Origin of the sequence: Rossellomorea sp. NPDC071047 (genome assembly GCF_050270195.1) — a bacterium.
In the GTDB taxonomy this organism is placed as follows: domain Bacteria; phylum Bacillota; class Bacilli; order Bacillales; family Bacillaceae_B; genus Rossellomorea.
Genome location: NZ_JBNNJT010000001.1, coordinates 273,983 through 289,729 on the forward strand (window position 1 = coordinate 273,983; position 15,747 = coordinate 289,729).

15 protein-coding genes are annotated in these 15,747 nt (G+C 41.1%); 14 read left to right on the plus strand and 1 reads right to left on the minus strand.

The window, feature by feature from the left end:
• Positions 1 to 228: 228 nt before the first annotated feature.
• The 9 genes from ACQKFO_RS01360 (at position 229) to ACQKFO_RS01400 (ending at position 8,401) form a co-directional block, all read left to right on the plus strand.
• Complete coding sequence (locus tag ACQKFO_RS01360; protein WP_427596537.1) at positions 229 to 936, plus strand: DUF4912 domain-containing protein; 708 nt, start codon at positions 229 to 231, stop codon at positions 934 to 936.
• On the plus strand, positions 933 to 3,248 hold the full coding sequence (locus ACQKFO_RS01365; protein WP_427596538.1) for a glycosyltransferase: 2,316 nt from the start codon (positions 933 to 935) through the stop codon (positions 3,246 to 3,248). Before ACQKFO_RS01360 ends, ACQKFO_RS01365 begins: the two co-directional genes overlap by 4 nt.
• The gene (locus ACQKFO_RS01370) at positions 3,245 to 4,252 is read left to right on the plus strand and encodes a nucleotidyltransferase family protein (RefSeq protein WP_427596539.1); all 1,008 of its coding nucleotides are present in this window, start codon (positions 3,245 to 3,247) and stop codon (positions 4,250 to 4,252) included. Before ACQKFO_RS01365 ends, ACQKFO_RS01370 begins: the two co-directional genes overlap by 4 nt.
• A gap of 6 nt (positions 4,253 to 4,258) precedes the next feature.
• A complete protein-coding gene (locus ACQKFO_RS01375; RefSeq protein ID WP_427596540.1) occupies positions 4,259 to 4,840 on the plus strand; it encodes a hypothetical protein in 582 nt (193 codons plus the stop codon).
• A gap of 57 nt (positions 4,841 to 4,897) precedes the next feature.
• Positions 4,898 to 5,047 (plus strand): 50S ribosomal protein L33, encoded by a 150-nt coding sequence (rpmG, locus tag ACQKFO_RS01380; protein ID WP_064091498.1) that lies wholly within the window; start codon positions 4,898 to 4,900, stop codon positions 5,045 to 5,047.
• A 103-nt stretch (positions 5,048 to 5,150) separates the two neighbouring features.
• On the plus strand, positions 5,151 to 5,714 hold the full coding sequence (locus ACQKFO_RS01385; protein WP_427596541.1) for a 5-formyltetrahydrofolate cyclo-ligase: 564 nt from the start codon (positions 5,151 to 5,153) through the stop codon (positions 5,712 to 5,714).
• The gene (locus tag ACQKFO_RS01390) at positions 5,707 to 6,489 is read left to right on the plus strand and encodes a DUF92 domain-containing protein (protein WP_427596542.1); all 783 of its coding nucleotides are present in this window, start codon (positions 5,707 to 5,709) and stop codon (positions 6,487 to 6,489) included. Before ACQKFO_RS01385 ends, ACQKFO_RS01390 begins: the two co-directional genes overlap by 8 nt.
• A gap of 87 nt (positions 6,490 to 6,576) precedes the next feature.
• A complete protein-coding gene (locus tag ACQKFO_RS01395; RefSeq protein ID WP_148969675.1) occupies positions 6,577 to 6,756 on the plus strand; it encodes a hypothetical protein in 180 nt (59 codons plus the stop codon).
• A 121-nt stretch (positions 6,757 to 6,877) separates the two neighbouring features.
• Positions 6,878 to 8,401, plus strand: coding sequence for a rhomboid family intramembrane serine protease (locus tag ACQKFO_RS01400; protein WP_427596543.1), 1,524 nt, complete (start codon positions 6,878 to 6,880; stop codon positions 8,399 to 8,401).
• On the opposite strand, the gene ACQKFO_RS01405 is transcribed toward ACQKFO_RS01400, so the two are convergent.
• The gene (locus tag ACQKFO_RS01405; RefSeq protein WP_427596544.1) at positions 8,398 to 9,276 is read right to left on the minus strand and encodes a hypothetical protein; all 879 of its coding nucleotides are present in this window, start codon (positions 9,274 to 9,276) and stop codon (positions 8,398 to 8,400) included. The two genes, ACQKFO_RS01400 and ACQKFO_RS01405, sit on opposite strands and share 4 nt — an antisense overlap.
• Positions 9,277 to 9,416: 140 nt before the next feature.
• Between ACQKFO_RS01405 and ACQKFO_RS01410 the strand changes: the two genes are divergently transcribed.
• From ACQKFO_RS01410 to ACQKFO_RS01430, 5 genes are all read left to right on the plus strand, one after another.
• Positions 9,417 to 10,877, plus strand: a complete 1,461-nt coding sequence (locus tag ACQKFO_RS01410) for a spore germination protein (RefSeq protein ID WP_427596545.1) — start codon at positions 9,417 to 9,419, stop codon at positions 10,875 to 10,877.
• A 152-nt stretch (positions 10,878 to 11,029) separates the two neighbouring features.
• Positions 11,030 to 11,236 carry a YqgQ family protein gene (locus ACQKFO_RS01415; RefSeq protein WP_148969671.1) on the plus strand — a complete coding sequence of 69 codons (207 nt, stop codon included), beginning with the start codon at positions 11,030 to 11,032 and terminating at the stop codon, positions 11,234 to 11,236.
• Positions 11,237 to 11,241: 5 nt separating this feature from the next.
• On the plus strand, positions 11,242 to 12,210 hold the full coding sequence (locus tag ACQKFO_RS01420; RefSeq protein ID WP_427596546.1) for an ROK family glucokinase: 969 nt from the start codon (positions 11,242 to 11,244) through the stop codon (positions 12,208 to 12,210).
• A 360-nt stretch (positions 12,211 to 12,570) separates the two neighbouring features.
• A complete protein-coding gene (locus tag ACQKFO_RS01425) occupies positions 12,571 to 14,436 on the plus strand; it encodes an LTA synthase family protein (protein ID WP_427596547.1) in 1,866 nt (621 codons plus the stop codon).
• Positions 14,437 to 14,537: 101 nt separating this feature from the next.
• Positions 14,538 to 15,731: a M14 family metallopeptidase gene (locus tag ACQKFO_RS01430; RefSeq protein ID WP_427596548.1), complete on the plus strand. Its 1,194-nt coding sequence runs from the start codon at positions 14,538 to 14,540 to the stop codon at positions 15,729 to 15,731.
• Positions 15,732 to 15,747 lie beyond the last annotated feature (16 nt).

Consider the following 15,747-nt stretch of genomic DNA (forward strand, 5'->3'; position numbering starts at 1 on the left):
GAAAGAATCTTGTCGTTCCGATAATGTAATCGCTTTAATATCATTCCAGCATAATAATTTGCAAAAAAAATGCATGATAAACCCCACTATCACCACGTTTAACAAGATACGACAAAATGCGTTTATTGTAGGTTTTTGAATAGGGTGTTACGATGAATTTATGGATAATTGTCATAATTTTTAGATCGAAATTATATAATATTTGGTTACTCTTTAGGAGGAATTGTTTTGATCACAGAAATCATTCGGTTAAAAGAACAAGGAGTGTCATTCAGGAAAATTGCCAAAGAGCTGAATACTACCGTGGGGAAAGTTCAATATCAATGGGTGAAGTATCAGAAGGCTCATGGAAACTCTACTGTAAATGAGGGTGTCCCTATAGAAGTGATTGAGCCGAAAATACCGAAAAAACGGATAGGAAGAGCTTCCTTTGGAAGAAAGATGCCTAAGCCCCGTGCGAAAAACCCGCGTGCCACTGAATTATCAATCATGTTCTCTGCGTCATCGAGAATCTATTGCTATTGGGACATTACTCAAGAATGGATTCGCCATGTGAAAAGCCATTTTAAAATGAATGATGACCCTCAACCTTTTGTCCTTCGTTTATATGATATTACATCTATTTCCTTTAACGGACATAATCATCACACATACTCAGATTCATATGTTCCCCATACCGAGAGTGATTGGTTTGTAAATGGCCTAAAGGAAAACAGAAGCTATTGTATGGAAATTGGATTGCGCTTACCGTCCGGTGACTTCGTTGCATTCACCCGTTCCAATGTAATCCACACCCCAAGAACGTCCCATCAGCAGGAGTATCATAGTATGAAAGAGTTATTTGAATATGAGCAAGGATTAATTAAAGAACCGAAATGGGTGGAGCATGTGAGCACCTATTCGTACTATGTAATGAATCAGGAGGAAAAGGCATGAAAGGACTTTCGGCAGTGATGATATATCCACAATTTAACGAACTGGCTTTTTCACAATGTAATGAACGGGAAGACTTACTTACTTCCATCCTTCTTGAAAATAGTGCATTGTTAGATCTTCTGCAGCGTAACGGAGCTTCCTCTATACCTGTCGTGATGAACCCTACCCTCTTCTCACTTTTTATGAGTGAAGAGTTTAAGGAGAAAGCTCACTCAATCATTCAATCCAACCTTCTACAAGCAGAGCCGCATGAAAAGAGTAAATGGCAGCTGATCTATTCTCAGTGGACGACCCATGACATGAATTTCGTACAAGCTTATAAGAGTCTGGTGGTGGAAGGGAAAGCTACCGTGATTCCTACAACTGTAAGCTCATTTCCACTGACGCATTACAGGACTCCGAGGGCGATTGAATCTCAGGTGCGCATTAGTACATTGTTGTATAAGCAGTATTTCCAAATGATTCCGAAGTACTTTTGGTTACCCCAGGCAGCGTATGTTCCTGGAATTGACTTATACCTTACTAAGCAAGGAATTGAATTCACATTTATTTCCTCCTACTCGTATGAACATAGTGAAAAAGAGAAGGATAGCGGTGTCATTAGAACACCTAGGGGGTTAAAGCTAATACCGGTAACAGAAGGAAGAATCGGAGCATTGCAAGAGAACGATCATTCACTCTCCGTTGTTTTCATCGAGGATCATTCAAGCTACGATGAATGGATAACCGGGGAGTTCACACGCTCATTAGAGGAGAATATGGAATCTTCTACAGCACTTTCCAGAGTAGGTTTCGGATATCTTGGGATGGAGAAGCAAACCCCTATTCTTTCTGACGCGGCCATGAAGAATATTCGAATCATTCATCGTATGGAAGAGAAACTTGACGACCTGTATTCATCTGCAGGACAGACAGAGGTAGCACATCAATTAATGCGGGAATGGATCGCGAGCATTGAAGGTGCGAATTTTGAGTCTGGCTTGACGACTATTCATTTTGACAGCTTACTTGATATGATAGCGGAAGGTCAGGTTGATGAACATTTATTCCTTCATCGTAAAAGGGTCGTTCCATTTCCATCTGATGAAATCCTCGAAAAGCTTTTCGCAGGCAATGTAGAAGAAAAAGCAATGAAGCAGGATTCCGTTCTGATCCTCTCATGGGAATACCCGCCGAATATCGTAGGGGGACTCTCGAGGCATGTTTATGACCTGGCTAATAATCTTGTGAAAAAAGGGAAAAAGGTGCACGTTCTTACGACCAAAGCAAATGATGCCCTGTCACTTGAGAAAATGGAAGGGGTGACGATTCACCGTGTGCATCCCCTGCATCCATATGAAGAAGACTTCTTTAAATGGGTATTTGATTTAAATCAGGCGTTCATTCATTACGCTCATGATCTAATAAGAGATGAAAGAATCACTCATATTCATGCCCACGATTGGATTGTATCCACTTCAGCGATGAAACTGAAAGAGTACTATAGGGTTCCACTCATCACAACCATTCACGCCACTGAACATGGACGCAATCAAGGAATATATACCGATTTACAACACAAGATTCACCGGGAGGAGCAGCTTCTCATTAGTGCATCTGACCACCTTATTGTGTGCAGTGAGCATATGAAAGAGGAAATCAAGAGCTTATTTACTATCGAAGCTCCAGTCGCAGTGATACCAAATGGCGTGGAGTTAGAGAAGCTTGATCAATCTTCTCCTTATAGCTTTGAACGGCCATCCACACCGTATTTCTTTTCAATCGGACGGATGGTTCATGAGAAAGGGTTCGACACGATTATCAGGGTAGCCTCGGAATTAAAGAGAGAAGGGTTCAACATCTCTTTTATCATAGCGGGAAAAGGCCCGATGTTAGAGCATTATCGTCAAACGGTAGCCCATGAAGACCTGAGTGATTGTGTGTCCTTCATTGGATACATTTCTGATAGGGAGCGGAATGACTATTTGAAAAATTGTTTAGCGGTTATATTCCCAAGCCTTTATGAGCCATTCGGCATTGTTGCCCTGGAAGCGATGGCTTTCCGTAAAGGAGTGGTCGCATCCAATACAGGAGGACTTAAATCAATCGTGAAACATGAGCAAACCGGCTTATTATTTGAGCCCAATCATGAACAAAGCCTTTATGGACAATTGGTCTCTTTAATTGAAAATCCTTCAAAATCGGAGAAATTAGGGAACCTCGGTTTCAAAATGGCTCAATCCATGTTTAGTTGGGATCGAATCGCTGAACAAACTATCCACGTATACGATGATGTGCTTCTTCAATCAAAAGTAGAAGGCATAAAAAGATGAAGGCCGTGATATTGGCAGGTGGAGAAGGCAAGCGGTTAAGGCCCTATACAATGTCGATTGCAAAGCCGATGGTTCCGATTTTGAATAAGCCAATTCTGGAGTACAGCATCACCCTCCTCAGGTCATATGGAATTAAAGATATTCTCATCACCACCTGTTACAAAAGTGAAACGATTAAAGACTATTTTGGTGATGGAAAACGTTTCAATGTAAACATTACCTATCTGGAGGAAAAATCCCCCCTTGGAACAGCAGGAGGGATTTTCCTCGCCAGGCACAGACTCCGTGAACCGTTCCTGGTGTTGAGTGGAGATGCATTCACGAATATACCAATAGATAAAGTCATTGAATTCCATTACGAGAAAAGAGCGGTAATGACCGTTGTCTCAAAAGAAGTAGAGAATCCAAAAGAATATGGGATTTGTCATACAGACGAAAAGCGTAAATTGGTTGATTTTATCGAAAAGCCGGAAGAGTGGGTAGGAAATGAGGTGAACACCGGGGTATACATGTTAGATCCACGACTGCTTGATCGCTATGCCCACTTAGGAGCGAGGGATTTTGGTCAGGATTTCATTCCGCAACTTCTTACGAACAATGAGGAAGTCTATGTTTTTAAAACTAGTGCTTATTGGAGAGATATCGGAAACCCGGAAGAATATAAATGCGCACGTGATGACCTCATGAGGGGGCAATATTCTCCCCCCTCCTTAAAAAAAGGCTTCCACCACTCTAAAGACATTATTGAGCCTTTTATCACCAGACTTCAAGTAGCGTGTCCAAATGGTAAGAAGCCCATCGTCCTTGCTAAATTACTGGAAACGGTTCCGTCTTCCTCCAGTCAGAAAGAAATCGTTTTTGACCATAGAGATGGCGGCCGGACGAAAATCATCAGTGATCCAAAAAGAGGATTCATCATTTATTCCAAAGCTGACAGACGAAATCTGGCAAGGGAGCTTGCCAGATATTATGGAAAGAAAATAAAAATCTGGCAAAAGGTGTAGAGGCTAATGAAGGAGAATCCGAATGGAAAATTCCATATCCAAGGAATAGCCTGGAACAGGAATAATGAATATGTACCCCTTTACTCAGAGAAACTAACCTCTCTTACCGGCATAAGGGTAAAAATTCATGAACATCTTGAAGGGTGGGGAGAATCCTTACACTTTGAAATGGAAAATACCACAAAGGAAAGCAGGCGGCTTAAGGTTTTCTTTCTCATTGAATGGCTCGCTTGTAAAGAAGATGGAGTTGGGGTATTATCACTATCCAAGGATACGTTCTGGAATTACAGTGGTAAACTTGTTGCCATCACGAATATTGTTTCCTGCGCGGGCTCTGTTAAGAAATCCATCTATCCCCTGAACTTGAAAGGCTTACAACTATGGAAGAAATCCCTTAGTAACGGAAGCCTTTATTACTATCCAATTACCAATGGTCTTAATATGATGGTCTATATGTTAGACTTCTCATTCAAGCCTTTTGAAGTGAAACAAGGCAAAGTCTATGCCATTGAAGGAGCATTGGAGGAAGAGGTTTCAAATTTAAGTGATAGAATGAAAAACGGACTAGCATTTCCGAAAGAAAAGTGATATTATAGAAAAGTCGTATGAATAGTAGAAGATGTATATGTTTGGAGGGAAACAATAATGCGTGTAAACATTACTTTAGCTTGCACAGAAACTGGTGAGCGTAACTATATTACAACTAAGAACAAGCGTAACAACCCAGACCGTCTTGAGCTAAAAAAATATTGCCCGAAATTAAAGCGTGTGACTCTTCACCGCGAAACGAAATAAGCAGCCGGATTTTATCCGCTGCTTTTTTTTATGCTCATAACTGTTACATCATCGCATTTACATAGAGAATCCATTAATATAATATCAAGCATGGAGGGATATTATGTATAAAAAAGAACTACGGAATCTTCAGCTTCAATCATTAGAATTAATCGATCATATAGCGTTTCAACAAAAGTGTTTTAGAATTGAACAATTACTTTTTGAATCTCCTGAGTGGAAGAAGAGCACCACCGTTGCGGTGACCATTTCAAAGCCTCCGGAAGTCGATACGTGGAATATCATCAAACGGGGTTGGGAGGAAGGGAAAACGGTAGTGGTCCCGAAATGTTTTCCGAAAAACCGTGAATTGGTCTTCTTCGAGCTTCATGATTTCCACCAGCTCGAACAATCCTATTTTGATTTGTATGAACCGGACCCCGACAAGTCGACCGTGGTACATAATGATGCGATCGAATTGATGATCGTTCCAGGTTTAGCTTATACAGAAAAGGGATATCGGTTGGGGTTTGGCGGGGGGTATTATGACAGGTTACTCTCAAGCTATTCGGGTCTGACGATGTCCCTTGCCTTTGTGGAGCAAATGGTCGATACATTGCCGATCGAATCTTTCGACATACCCGTTGGAACGATCTTGACGGAAAAGGGACGAATCGATTGTGATTAATGAGTATTTCTTTATTCTCCTTTTTATTTTCTCTATCGCCATAGCAGGGTGGAAAACCAGTAATTTAAGTCTCTCGGGCGCAGTAATGGCCATAATGATAGGCATGGCTATTGGATGGTCATATGGGTTTGAGGGACTGTTTATATTAGGCGTATTCTTCCTGTCATCAAGCATATGGTCACGCCTTTTTAAGAAAAGCAAGATAGGCATCGAGGAGCGCTTAGCGAAAACGTCCATCAGGGACTGGCAGCAAGTGTTGGCGAATGGAGGCCCTGCAGCCATCTTTGCCATATTATTCAGTGTGACGGGAAGCGAAGTCTGGACACTGGCCTTCATTGCGTCAATCGCGGGGGCAAATGCTGATACTTGGGCATCAGAAATCGGACCTCTCAGTCATAATATGCCGTTTTCCATAAGAACCTTCAGGAGAGTTCCCAAAGGCACGTCGGGTGCTGTTTCCATTATCGGTACGGTAGCTGCTTTCTTTGGATCTGCCCTTATCTCACTAGTCTCATTAATTTTGTTGAACGCCATGGATGTATCTCTCTTATTACTCCTTCTCCTTTCCGGGTTTTTAGGAAACATCCTGGATACAGTGCTGGGCGCGTTCATTCAGTTGGAGTACCGGTGTACGGTCTGCGATCTTCAAACAGAGTCATCCTTTCACTGTGAACACAAAACAGAAAGAACAAAGGGGTTTCCTCTCATGAACAATGAGACAGTGAATGCTCTGTCTAGTCTTTTTGCAGGAGTATTTATGCTCATATTCTATTGACATTAACGAAAGAAAGTATCGTTTACTTGTAATTTAGTGGGATAAGCTTCTCTATAATGATCCAAACTACTAACAGGAGGGATCATCATGAACGGATGGACAAAATGGTTAGTGCTGGGCGGTTTGGTTCTTTTTTTGATTCCGAATCGATATCGACTGTTGAATGTACTTCTAGGGAACTTTCTCATTAGGAAATTTGCTGTGAAAGCAGCGATGGGGATACCTGGTATCCGCTCTAAATTCATTCAAGGTGCATTCAGAGGATAACAGTGAAAAAGACTGTAAGGGGGAAAACCTCTCTTACAGTCTTTTTGTTTTACAGTTTTAGAAAAGGTTCGGTATAGTAGGGGGAGAATAGGATTTCTTATAAAAGAAAGTAGTGGATGATGTGGATTTACGATATCATTATTTGTTTTGGAAGATAGCTTATCATTTAGTTGAAGATAAGCAATATAGAATTCTTAATCTCTCACCCAACCAGGATGAAATATGGCTTGAGAATACCGGGAAAAAAGAAGCGGCCGTCATTCGGATGGTCCGGAAAGATCTGGATTGGGGAAACTGGGTCAAGCGGGATTTGGAATTGACCTCGGTGAATGGGGAGAAAATCAGAAAATCCCTTGGGAAGAGGCAGCTTCAAATGAAGAATATCTATGTCTCCACTTATCCACCTGTAGATGCAGATCCGGATCTACTCCAGGAATCCGTGAACCATCAAAAGACCTCCGTTCAGCCACTTCTTCTTCATGGTGATCAGAGTGTCAAAACGCTTAGGAATGACCCTCTTTTCAATGAAGGGGAATGGGAGCTTCCAGTTGAAGTATTGGATGCCAATGTAGAGTGGATTAAAAGCATGACCATGACTTCTTCTTCCAAACAGATACAGAAGGAAAGGCAGCTGTTTGAAAAAGGAAAGCCGTTCTTTACTTATTTGTTCATTGCACTCCAATTGATCATGTTCTTAATTCTTGAACTAAATGGTGGAAGCAAGGACCCACAGACACTGATCGAGTTCGGTGCTAAGTACAATCCCCTCATGATTGAAGGAGAGTGGTGGCGCCTTGTGACCCCGATCTTTCTGCATATAGGAATACTGCATTTACTTATGAACACCCTGGCCCTCTTTTATCTTGGAATGGCAGTGGAGAAAATGTTCGGACGTCTCAGATTCATTTTCATTTATATGATATCGGGAATCACGGGATCTCTGGCCAGCTTCCTATTCACATCCAATCTCTCTGCAGGAGCCAGTGGTGCAATCTTCGGCTGTTTCGGTGCACTGCTGTATTTCGGCGTAATATATCCGAAGATTTTCTTTAGAACGATCGGTACCAATATCATAGCGGTGATCCTGTTGAATTTAGTCCTGGGGTTTACCATCCCGGGAATTGATAATGCAGGTCATATCGGCGGATTAGTGGGAGGGTTTCTTGCAGCGGGAATTGTCAGCTTGCCGAATGGTCACCGCCCGCTGCGTCAATTGCTTTTTTTGACGGGAAGTATCCTGCTTGTCGGAGTTCTGGTGACGAGGGGGATTGGAGCAGATCCAACTTCTTGGGATGTTAACACTGTGAATGGCGTCGCCCAAGAAAAGATTTCCAATCAAAAGTGGGAGGAAGCGGAAAATATTCTTGTCCCGGTGGTTGAAGAAGGCTCGCCAAATGCACAGACATATTTCTACTTATCATACGCTGAAATCAAGATGAACAAATTAGCACAAGCAAAAGATCATTTGAGAGCTGCGATCCAAGAAAATGGTGAGTTTCATGAAGCACACTACAATCTTGCGTTAATTCTGATCGACTCAGGTGACAGAAAGGAAGCTCTTGTTCATGCAAAAAAAGCCTATGAATTAAATAGGCAGGATGAAAATTATGAAAAACTTTATAAAGAGTTACAGGAGAGCACTTAAATGGAAATCTGTTGTTTAAGTAAAGAAGCTTCTCCGTTTTTATCAATCAGTAACACGAGAACTTCCTTTCGGTCTTTTTTCAATAATATAAGTGGGATGGCACTGTCTATTGACTCAATGACAGAGCCGTCCTCTTTTTTAATTCCTAAATAATAGTTTTTATAAAGTCCTTCCCATAGGTTTCCTATTACACGTTCCCATTCTTGCTCGGTGAATCCTTCCAAAGGTTGATTTTCGATTTTAGGGAGTCGGGTTAATGGAAAGGATGTATAGTCCTCGATGGGGATTTGCATGGATGCGATTGCCTTTTCCCATAAATAGTCAAGCTGTTGTGAGGTCACTTTGTCCAGTATGTTCTTCCATTCTTTTTCTGCATCTGTACCGGGTTGTCGGAAGGCATTTAAAGGGCTGAAATTTGAATCAATCACATACAATGTATCTTCAGACATTTTCTGAGCACTCGTAAAATCTGTTTCCGTTTCATGGATTTCAGAATAGTGGAAAGACACAGCTTGAAGAAGACTACTTTCTTTTCCCTTTATGGTTGATTCCTCAACAATTTGATCGGTGTCCTGTTCCCATTCGTTCATGAGCCCTTTTAGTCTCCCGTTCATAAATAAAAAGCCGACATCCTGACGTAAATAGGCAGGTGTATCAAGCTTTGACGATACCTTCCAGTTCACCTCATAATGATCATTTTTCTTCTCAGGTTGAAGCATCAGAATGGTAGTGGCATATTCATAGGAAACATTTTCATTGATCGGGAAAAAAATAATGCTTTCCTCCGTTTGGGGCTTGTAAACAAATTGTATCCCAAGAGCAACAATGCACATGATGACAAGAAAAGGCATGGCTTCTTTTAGTCTTTGTTTCATTTCGTTCACTCCAGTAGTATGTCCATTTAGTTAATAGTATGAAGCGCATGATACCAATATGATAGGATGTATGTTTTCTAGCTGCTTTGTCTAGGATGGTAAAGATGGAAATTCATGTAAGGTATTGGGAGTGAAGGCTAATGACAAATCAAAAGAAAAAGCCTGTCTCTACTCAGATTGAAGAAAACACCAATTATCTAAGGGAAACCTTAGCAGTAGACAAAAGTTTTGATGTCATTCAATTGGATTTGGAGTATGCTGAGAGAAAAATGGCGATGTTTTTAGTGGATGGCTTTGTTAAAGATGATATTATGCATTATCTGATGAAGCTTTTGTCGGGACTTAGTCCTGAACAATTAGAAGAAGACACATTGGAAAAATTATTGAAGACGTACATCCCTTACATAGAGATCGAGCAAGTAGATGATCTGAACCAAGTGATTGATTTAGTATTGGCAGGTCCCACTGCCCTTGTGGTGGATGGTATTGACAAGGTCATTATGATCGATGCAAGAACGTATCCAGTCAGAGGACCACAGGAACCTGATATCGAACGGGTGGTGAGGGGCTCAAGGGATGGGTATGTCGAGACGATTGTGTTCAATACTGCTTTGACAAGAAGGAGAGTTCGTGATCCTTCTCTTCGAATGGAATATATGCAAATTGGGAGAAGATCCAAAACGGATATAGTCGTCAGCTATATAGAAGACATTGCCGATCCAAATTTGGTCCACAAAATCAAAGATGCCCTATCGAAGATCGACACAGATGGTCTTCCCATGGGAGAGAAGACACTTGAAGAATTCATTGCCGGGCGCCACTGGAATCCGTACCCTATGGTCCGTTATACGGAAAGGCCGGATACAGCTGCAGCACATTTATATGAAGGACACGTCATTATTATGGTGGACGGCTCACCGAGTGTCTTGATTACACCGACAACTTTTTGGCATCATCTCCAGCATGCAGAAGAATATAGGAACAAGCCTTCAGTTGGAGCCTACTTACGCTTTGTCAGGTTTATCGCTGTGTGGAGTTCGATTTTCCTATTGCCGTTTTATTATTTATTTGCGATTCATCCTGAACTATTGCCGGAAGCATTGAGTTATGTGGGTCCAAATGATGTGGGTGAAGTACCATTGTTCCTTCAATTTTTAATCATTGAAGTCGGAATCGATATTCTAAGGATGGCTGCCATTCATACCCCATCTTCCTTAGCTACGGCCCTTGGTCTCGTTGCTGCGTTAATGATCGGACAAGTGGCGGTGGAAGTTGGTCTCTTTATCAACGAAGTCATTCTTTACCTGGCCATTGCAGCAATCGGTACCTTTGCAACGCCAAGCTATGAGATGAGCTTAGCCAACCGGTTAGTCAGGATCTTCTTATTGATCTGCACTGCATTATTTGGAGTGTACGGATTTGTTGTTGGTATACTGCTATGGATTATTATGCTTTCAAGAATGAACTCCTTTGATATTCCGTATATGTGGCCATTCATTCCGTTTAACCTGAGAGCATTCCGGGACGTCTTCCTGCGTTCGCCTATGCCCTTAAAAAACAGACGACCACGGTTCTTACACCCGAAAGATCCCGATCGTTAATAAAGGTTGAAGAGATTTCCTTATTGGTTATTCCATTAAGGAGGTCTTTTTTTTGTTTGTTATTTAGATAGGATATTTGATAGCTGCGTATTGAGAAGATAGGGATTTTCACTTATACTTTAATGTGAATGATAGAAAGCAGGGTGTATGTTATGAAAACGATTTATGATATCCAACAGCTATTAAAAAGTTATGGAACGATAATCTATGTTGGGCATCGTCTTTCCGACCTGCAACTAATGGAAGGCGAACTTATAGAACTTTATCAATCCCAGCTGATCGACACGCGGGATTTTCAAACAGCATTGTTTTTGTTGCGACATGAAATAGAAATTGAAAAAGAAAAACAGGACAGGTGATAAAGATGACAGAAAAATGGTTGGTCGGTGTAGATTTAGGAGGAACGACGACAAAAATCGCGTTCTTGAATAAGTACGGTGAGCTCTTACATAAATGGGAAATACCTACTGATAAATCAGAAAATGGTAAAAATATTATTGTAGATATTGCTAAAGCGATTGATAAGAAGCTTGAAGACTTAGATCAGTCAAAAGATAAGCTAGTCGGAATCGGAATGGGTGCGCCGGGACCTGTCGATATGGCGAAAGGGATTATTTACGAAGCCGTTAATTTAGGCTGGGACAAAAATACGCCATTAAAAGATTTACTTGAAATGGAAACAGGTTTATCAGCCGTTATTGACAATGATGCAAACTGCGCGGCATTGGGTGAAATGTGGAAAGGTGCAGGAGACGGAGCAAAGGATATTGTCTGTGTGACACTTGGGACAGGTGTTGGCGGGGGAGTCATAACAAATGGAGATATCGTGCACGGGGTGAAAGGTGCAGGTGGTGAAATCGGGCATATTACCGTTGTTCCTGAAGGTGGATTCCAGTGTAACTGTGGAAAGACAGGTTGTTTGGAAACGGTTGCTTCTGCGACTGGAGTCGTTCGTCTTGCAAATGAAAAACTGGATGCGACCACGAAAACGTCTGTCCTGCGTGGAATAAGAGAGTCCCATGGAACTGTCAGTGCAAAGGATATTTTTGATGCAGCCAGAGAACAAGATGAACTTGCCCTTGAAGTCATTGATCAATTATCCTTCTATTTAGGGTTGTCCCTCGCAAATTTAGGGAATGCACTGAATCCTGAAAAGATCGTCATTGGTGGAGGGGTATCCAAAGCGGGTGAGATCTTATTAACCCCGGTCGTGAAATATTTCAAGCAATTTTCATTCCCTACCGTCCGTACTTCAACAAACTTGAGTATTGCTACACTTGGAAATGACGCCGGTGTGATCGGTGCAGCCTGGTTAGTAAAGAATAAGATTTGATGAAATAAGTTACATAATTATTTCTAAGAAAGAGCTTTCCTGTAAAGGAGGGTTCTTTTTTGTGTGATTCTACTAAAGTTCAGAACTAGTCTTTATGCCCCGGGGACGATGGAACCATTTTTAAAAAATATAGTTATTTTGAAACTTTCAACGGTTTCAATCGTCTAATAGTATGGGTAAGAGAATAAGACTTAAATATTTATTGTACTTGATCAATGTGAAATGGAGTTTGACGTTTTGTAAAAAAAGTATTAAGATAGGTCAAGGTTGCACGTCGGATATTACCTGATTTTACCATTACAAATATTACATGAATTTGTTACATACGAATGAACCGTTTGTAGCAAGGAGGTTGATTAAATGAAATTGAAAAAGACACCAAAGGCTTCTCTTATTATCATCGCTGCATTGCTCCTTTGGGTTAAAACGTACATTGTCTATAAAACTAGTTTTGATATAAAGATAGAAAATACACTCCAAGAACTTATACTCTTCATCAATCCACTAAGTTTCTTACTATTTATCTTCGGAGTAGGATTACTTCTTAAGAAGGATAAGTCTCGCACCCGCTATATTATCGCTGCAAGCTTCGTCCTTTCGTTTGTCCTATACGGAAACGTTGTTTTCTATCGATTCTTTGATGACTTTTTGACACTCCCAGTCCTGTTTCAAACAAGCAATTTCTCTGATTTAGGTACAAGTGCCAGCGCAATTATGAGCTGGAAGGATTTGTTCTATTTTACGGATGTCATTGTGTTAATTCTTATCATCAAGTTAAAACCAACATGGTTCTCTCTGCAAAACTATAGCAGAGCCAATCGACGTGCGTATTTCCTGGTTGCCACGGCCCTTGTTTTCTTTAACCTTGGCTTGGCAGAATCGGAACGACCACAGCTGCTGACAAGAACGTTTGATCGTGAAATGTTAGTAAAGAATATTGGAACGTATAACTACCATGTGTATGATATTTTCTTGCAATCAAAGTCTTCCGCTCAACGAGCAATGGCAGACGGCAGTGAATTAGCGGATATTGATAATTATGTTCGCGCAAGTTACATCGAACCTGATAAAGAAATGTATGGTGTGGCAAAGGATAAGAACTTGATCATCGTATCACTTGAATCACTACAGAATTTTGTCATTAACAGCGAAATGAATGGTCAGGAAATTACACCTTTTCTGAATGAGTTTATTGGAGAAAGCTATTACTTCGATAATTTCTACCATCAAACTCAGCAAGGGAAAACGTCTGACTCAGAGTTTTTACTCGATAATTCCCTTTACCCATTGAACAGGGGAGCAGTATTCTTCACTCATTCAGGAAATGAGTTTGAATCCATGACTGAAAAGCTTGGTGAAAATGGGTACTATACAACTGCTATGCATGCAAACAATAAAAGCTTCTGGAATCGTGACATTATGTATGATTCCTTAGGATACGAACGTTTCTACTCATTACCGGATTATGAGGTGACGGAAGAGAATTCCGTTAACTGGGGTATGAAGGATATTCCGTTCTTCGAGCAATCTGTTGAGCATATGAAAGAGATGCCTCAACCTTTCAGTACGAAGATGATCACATTGACGAACCATTATCCATTCACATTAGATGAAGAGGATAAGCTTATCGATCCTTACACATCCAATGACGGTACGGTCAATCGGTATTTCCAAACTGTCCGTTACATGGATGAAGCTGTAAAGAACTTCATTACAGACTTAAAGGAATCAGGTTTATATGAGAACTCTGTTATCGTGATGTACGGAGATCACTACGGCATATCCGAAAATCATAATAAGGCTATGAGCCAATACCTCGGCAAAGAAGTTACACCATTGGTAAGTACACAACTTCAAGAAGTACCTTTAATCATTCATGTTCCGGGCCAGGAAGGGAAGACCATTTCTAAAGTTTCCGGGCAAATTGATTTAAAACCAACGATTATGCATCTATTAGGGATTGATACGAAGGAAGATATCCAGTTTGGTTCTGATATATTCTCCAGTCAACATGAAAATCTGGCTATTCTCCGTGACGGTCGATTCATCACTGAAGACTATGTCTTTGCAGGTGAAAAGTGCTGGAATAAAGGATCCGAAGAAACAACGGATATGAAATACTGTGAGCCATACAAAGAGCGTGTAAATGAGGAGCTGGAATACTCCGATAAGATCATTAATGGAGACCTCCTTCGTTTTTATGGTGAAAACGAAGACGATGAATAGTAAGAAAGAGCTTGCGAAGGGATTCGCAAGCTTTTTTTTGTCATGAAATATAGAACCACTCATACATGTAAGTAAGGACGTATGTATAGGGAGGTTCCTTCATGAAAGTGAAAGTTCGTAATGGCGATTCTCTTTGGTACTATAGCCAGTTGTTTTATATTCCAATCCAACTAATCATTGATTCGAACCCTTCTGTTGATCCTGATAGATTAAAGATTGGCACAGAGATAGAACTCCCTGGATTCAGAAAAGAAAGCTATACAATTAAAAGCGGAGATTCCTTTTGGACGCTTGCCGAGCAGCGGAATATTGGAGTTGACTCCTTACTCCTACTGAACGAAGGGGTTAATCCCAACCGTGTACAAATAGGGTCAAGCATTTTTCTACCATCAAGAGTGGTACACCCGATAGTCATTGGGAAACAAGCCTATAGCTCAGAAACATTCGAAGAAGATGTGAAGAAATTAAAAGCGGCCTATCCGTTCATCAAATTAAACTCGGTTGGCGAAAGTGTCCTTGGAAAAGATCTCATTGAAATGAGAGTTGGAACTGGAAAGAAAAAGGTTCACATAGATGCCTCTTTTCATGCAAATGAATGGATAACCACTTCCATTTTAATGACGTTCATTAATGACTATTTATTATCGTTAACGAATGGAAACCTCATGAGAGGAATTCAAACCCTGCCATTGTATAAGGTGGTGACGATATCGTTTGTACCTATGGTTAATCCGGATGGAGTAGACCTCGTCTTGAATGGTCCGCCGAAAGACAAACGAAAAGAATTAATCGAGATCAATCGTGGAAGTTCCGACTTTACAGGCTGGAAAGCAAATATTAGAGGAGTGGATCTGAATAACCAATTCCCCGCCAAATGGGAGGTGGAGAAAGAAAGAAAAGAAGAAAAAGCACCCGCCCCGAGAGATTTCCCAGGATATAAGCCACTATCAGAACCTGAAACAATCGCTATGGCAAAACTGGCCCGTCAGGAAAAGTTCGACCGGCTGCTTGCCCTCCATACTCAGGGGAAGGAATTCTATTGGGGATACGAAGGGTTGGAACCTCCTGAAGCTGTCAAGCTGGCAGCAGACTTTAACAGAGTGAGCGGGTATGAATCTGTCAGATATATAGACAGCTACGCGGGTTACAAGGATTGGTTCATTAAAGATTTCAAGAAAGCGGGGTTTACCATAGAGTTAGGAAAAGGAATAAATCCTCTGCCCCTCTCTCAATTCAACGAAATCTACCAAGACATGCTCGGGATCTTCCTCGTATCCATCTATCGCTGGTACTAACAAAAGCGCAGGCGGC

Bases quoted from the DNA above. Each gene is read 5' to 3' on its own strand.
- ACQKFO_RS01385 (WP_427596541.1), top strand. From the start codon at position 5,151: ATGTATAAAAAAGAACTACGGAATCTTCAGCTTCAATCATTAGAATTA.
- ACQKFO_RS01425 (WP_427596547.1), top strand. From the start codon at position 12,571: ATGAAATTGAAAAAGACACCAAAGGCTTCTCTTATTATCATCGCTGCA.
- ACQKFO_RS01370 (WP_427596539.1), top strand. From the start codon at position 3,245: ATGAAGGCCGTGATATTGGCAGGTGGAGAAGGCAAGCGGTTAAGGCCC.
- ACQKFO_RS01415 (WP_148969671.1), top strand. From the start codon at position 11,030: ATGAAAACGATTTATGATATCCAACAGCTATTAAAAAGTTATGGAACG.
- ACQKFO_RS01420 (WP_427596546.1), top strand. From the start codon at position 11,242: ATGACAGAAAAATGGTTGGTCGGTGTAGATTTAGGAGGAACGACGACA.
- ACQKFO_RS01375 (WP_427596540.1), top strand. From the start codon at position 4,259: ATGAAGGAGAATCCGAATGGAAAATTCCATATCCAAGGAATAGCCTGG.
- rpmG (WP_064091498.1), top strand. From the start codon at position 4,898: ATGCGTGTAAACATTACTTTAGCTTGCACAGAAACTGGTGAGCGTAAC.
- ACQKFO_RS01395 (WP_148969675.1), top strand. From the start codon at position 6,577: ATGAACGGATGGACAAAATGGTTAGTGCTGGGCGGTTTGGTTCTTTTT.
- ACQKFO_RS01410 (WP_427596545.1), top strand. From the start codon at position 9,417: ATGACAAATCAAAAGAAAAAGCCTGTCTCTACTCAGATTGAAGAAAAC.
- ACQKFO_RS01430 (WP_427596548.1), top strand. From the start codon at position 14,538: ATGAAAGTGAAAGTTCGTAATGGCGATTCTCTTTGGTACTATAGCCAG.
- ACQKFO_RS01365 (WP_427596538.1), top strand. From the start codon at position 933: ATGAAAGGACTTTCGGCAGTGATGATATATCCACAATTTAACGAACTG.
- ACQKFO_RS01405 (WP_427596544.1), bottom strand. From the start codon at position 9,276: ATGAAACAAAGACTAAAAGAAGCCATGCCTTTTCTTGTCATCATGTGC.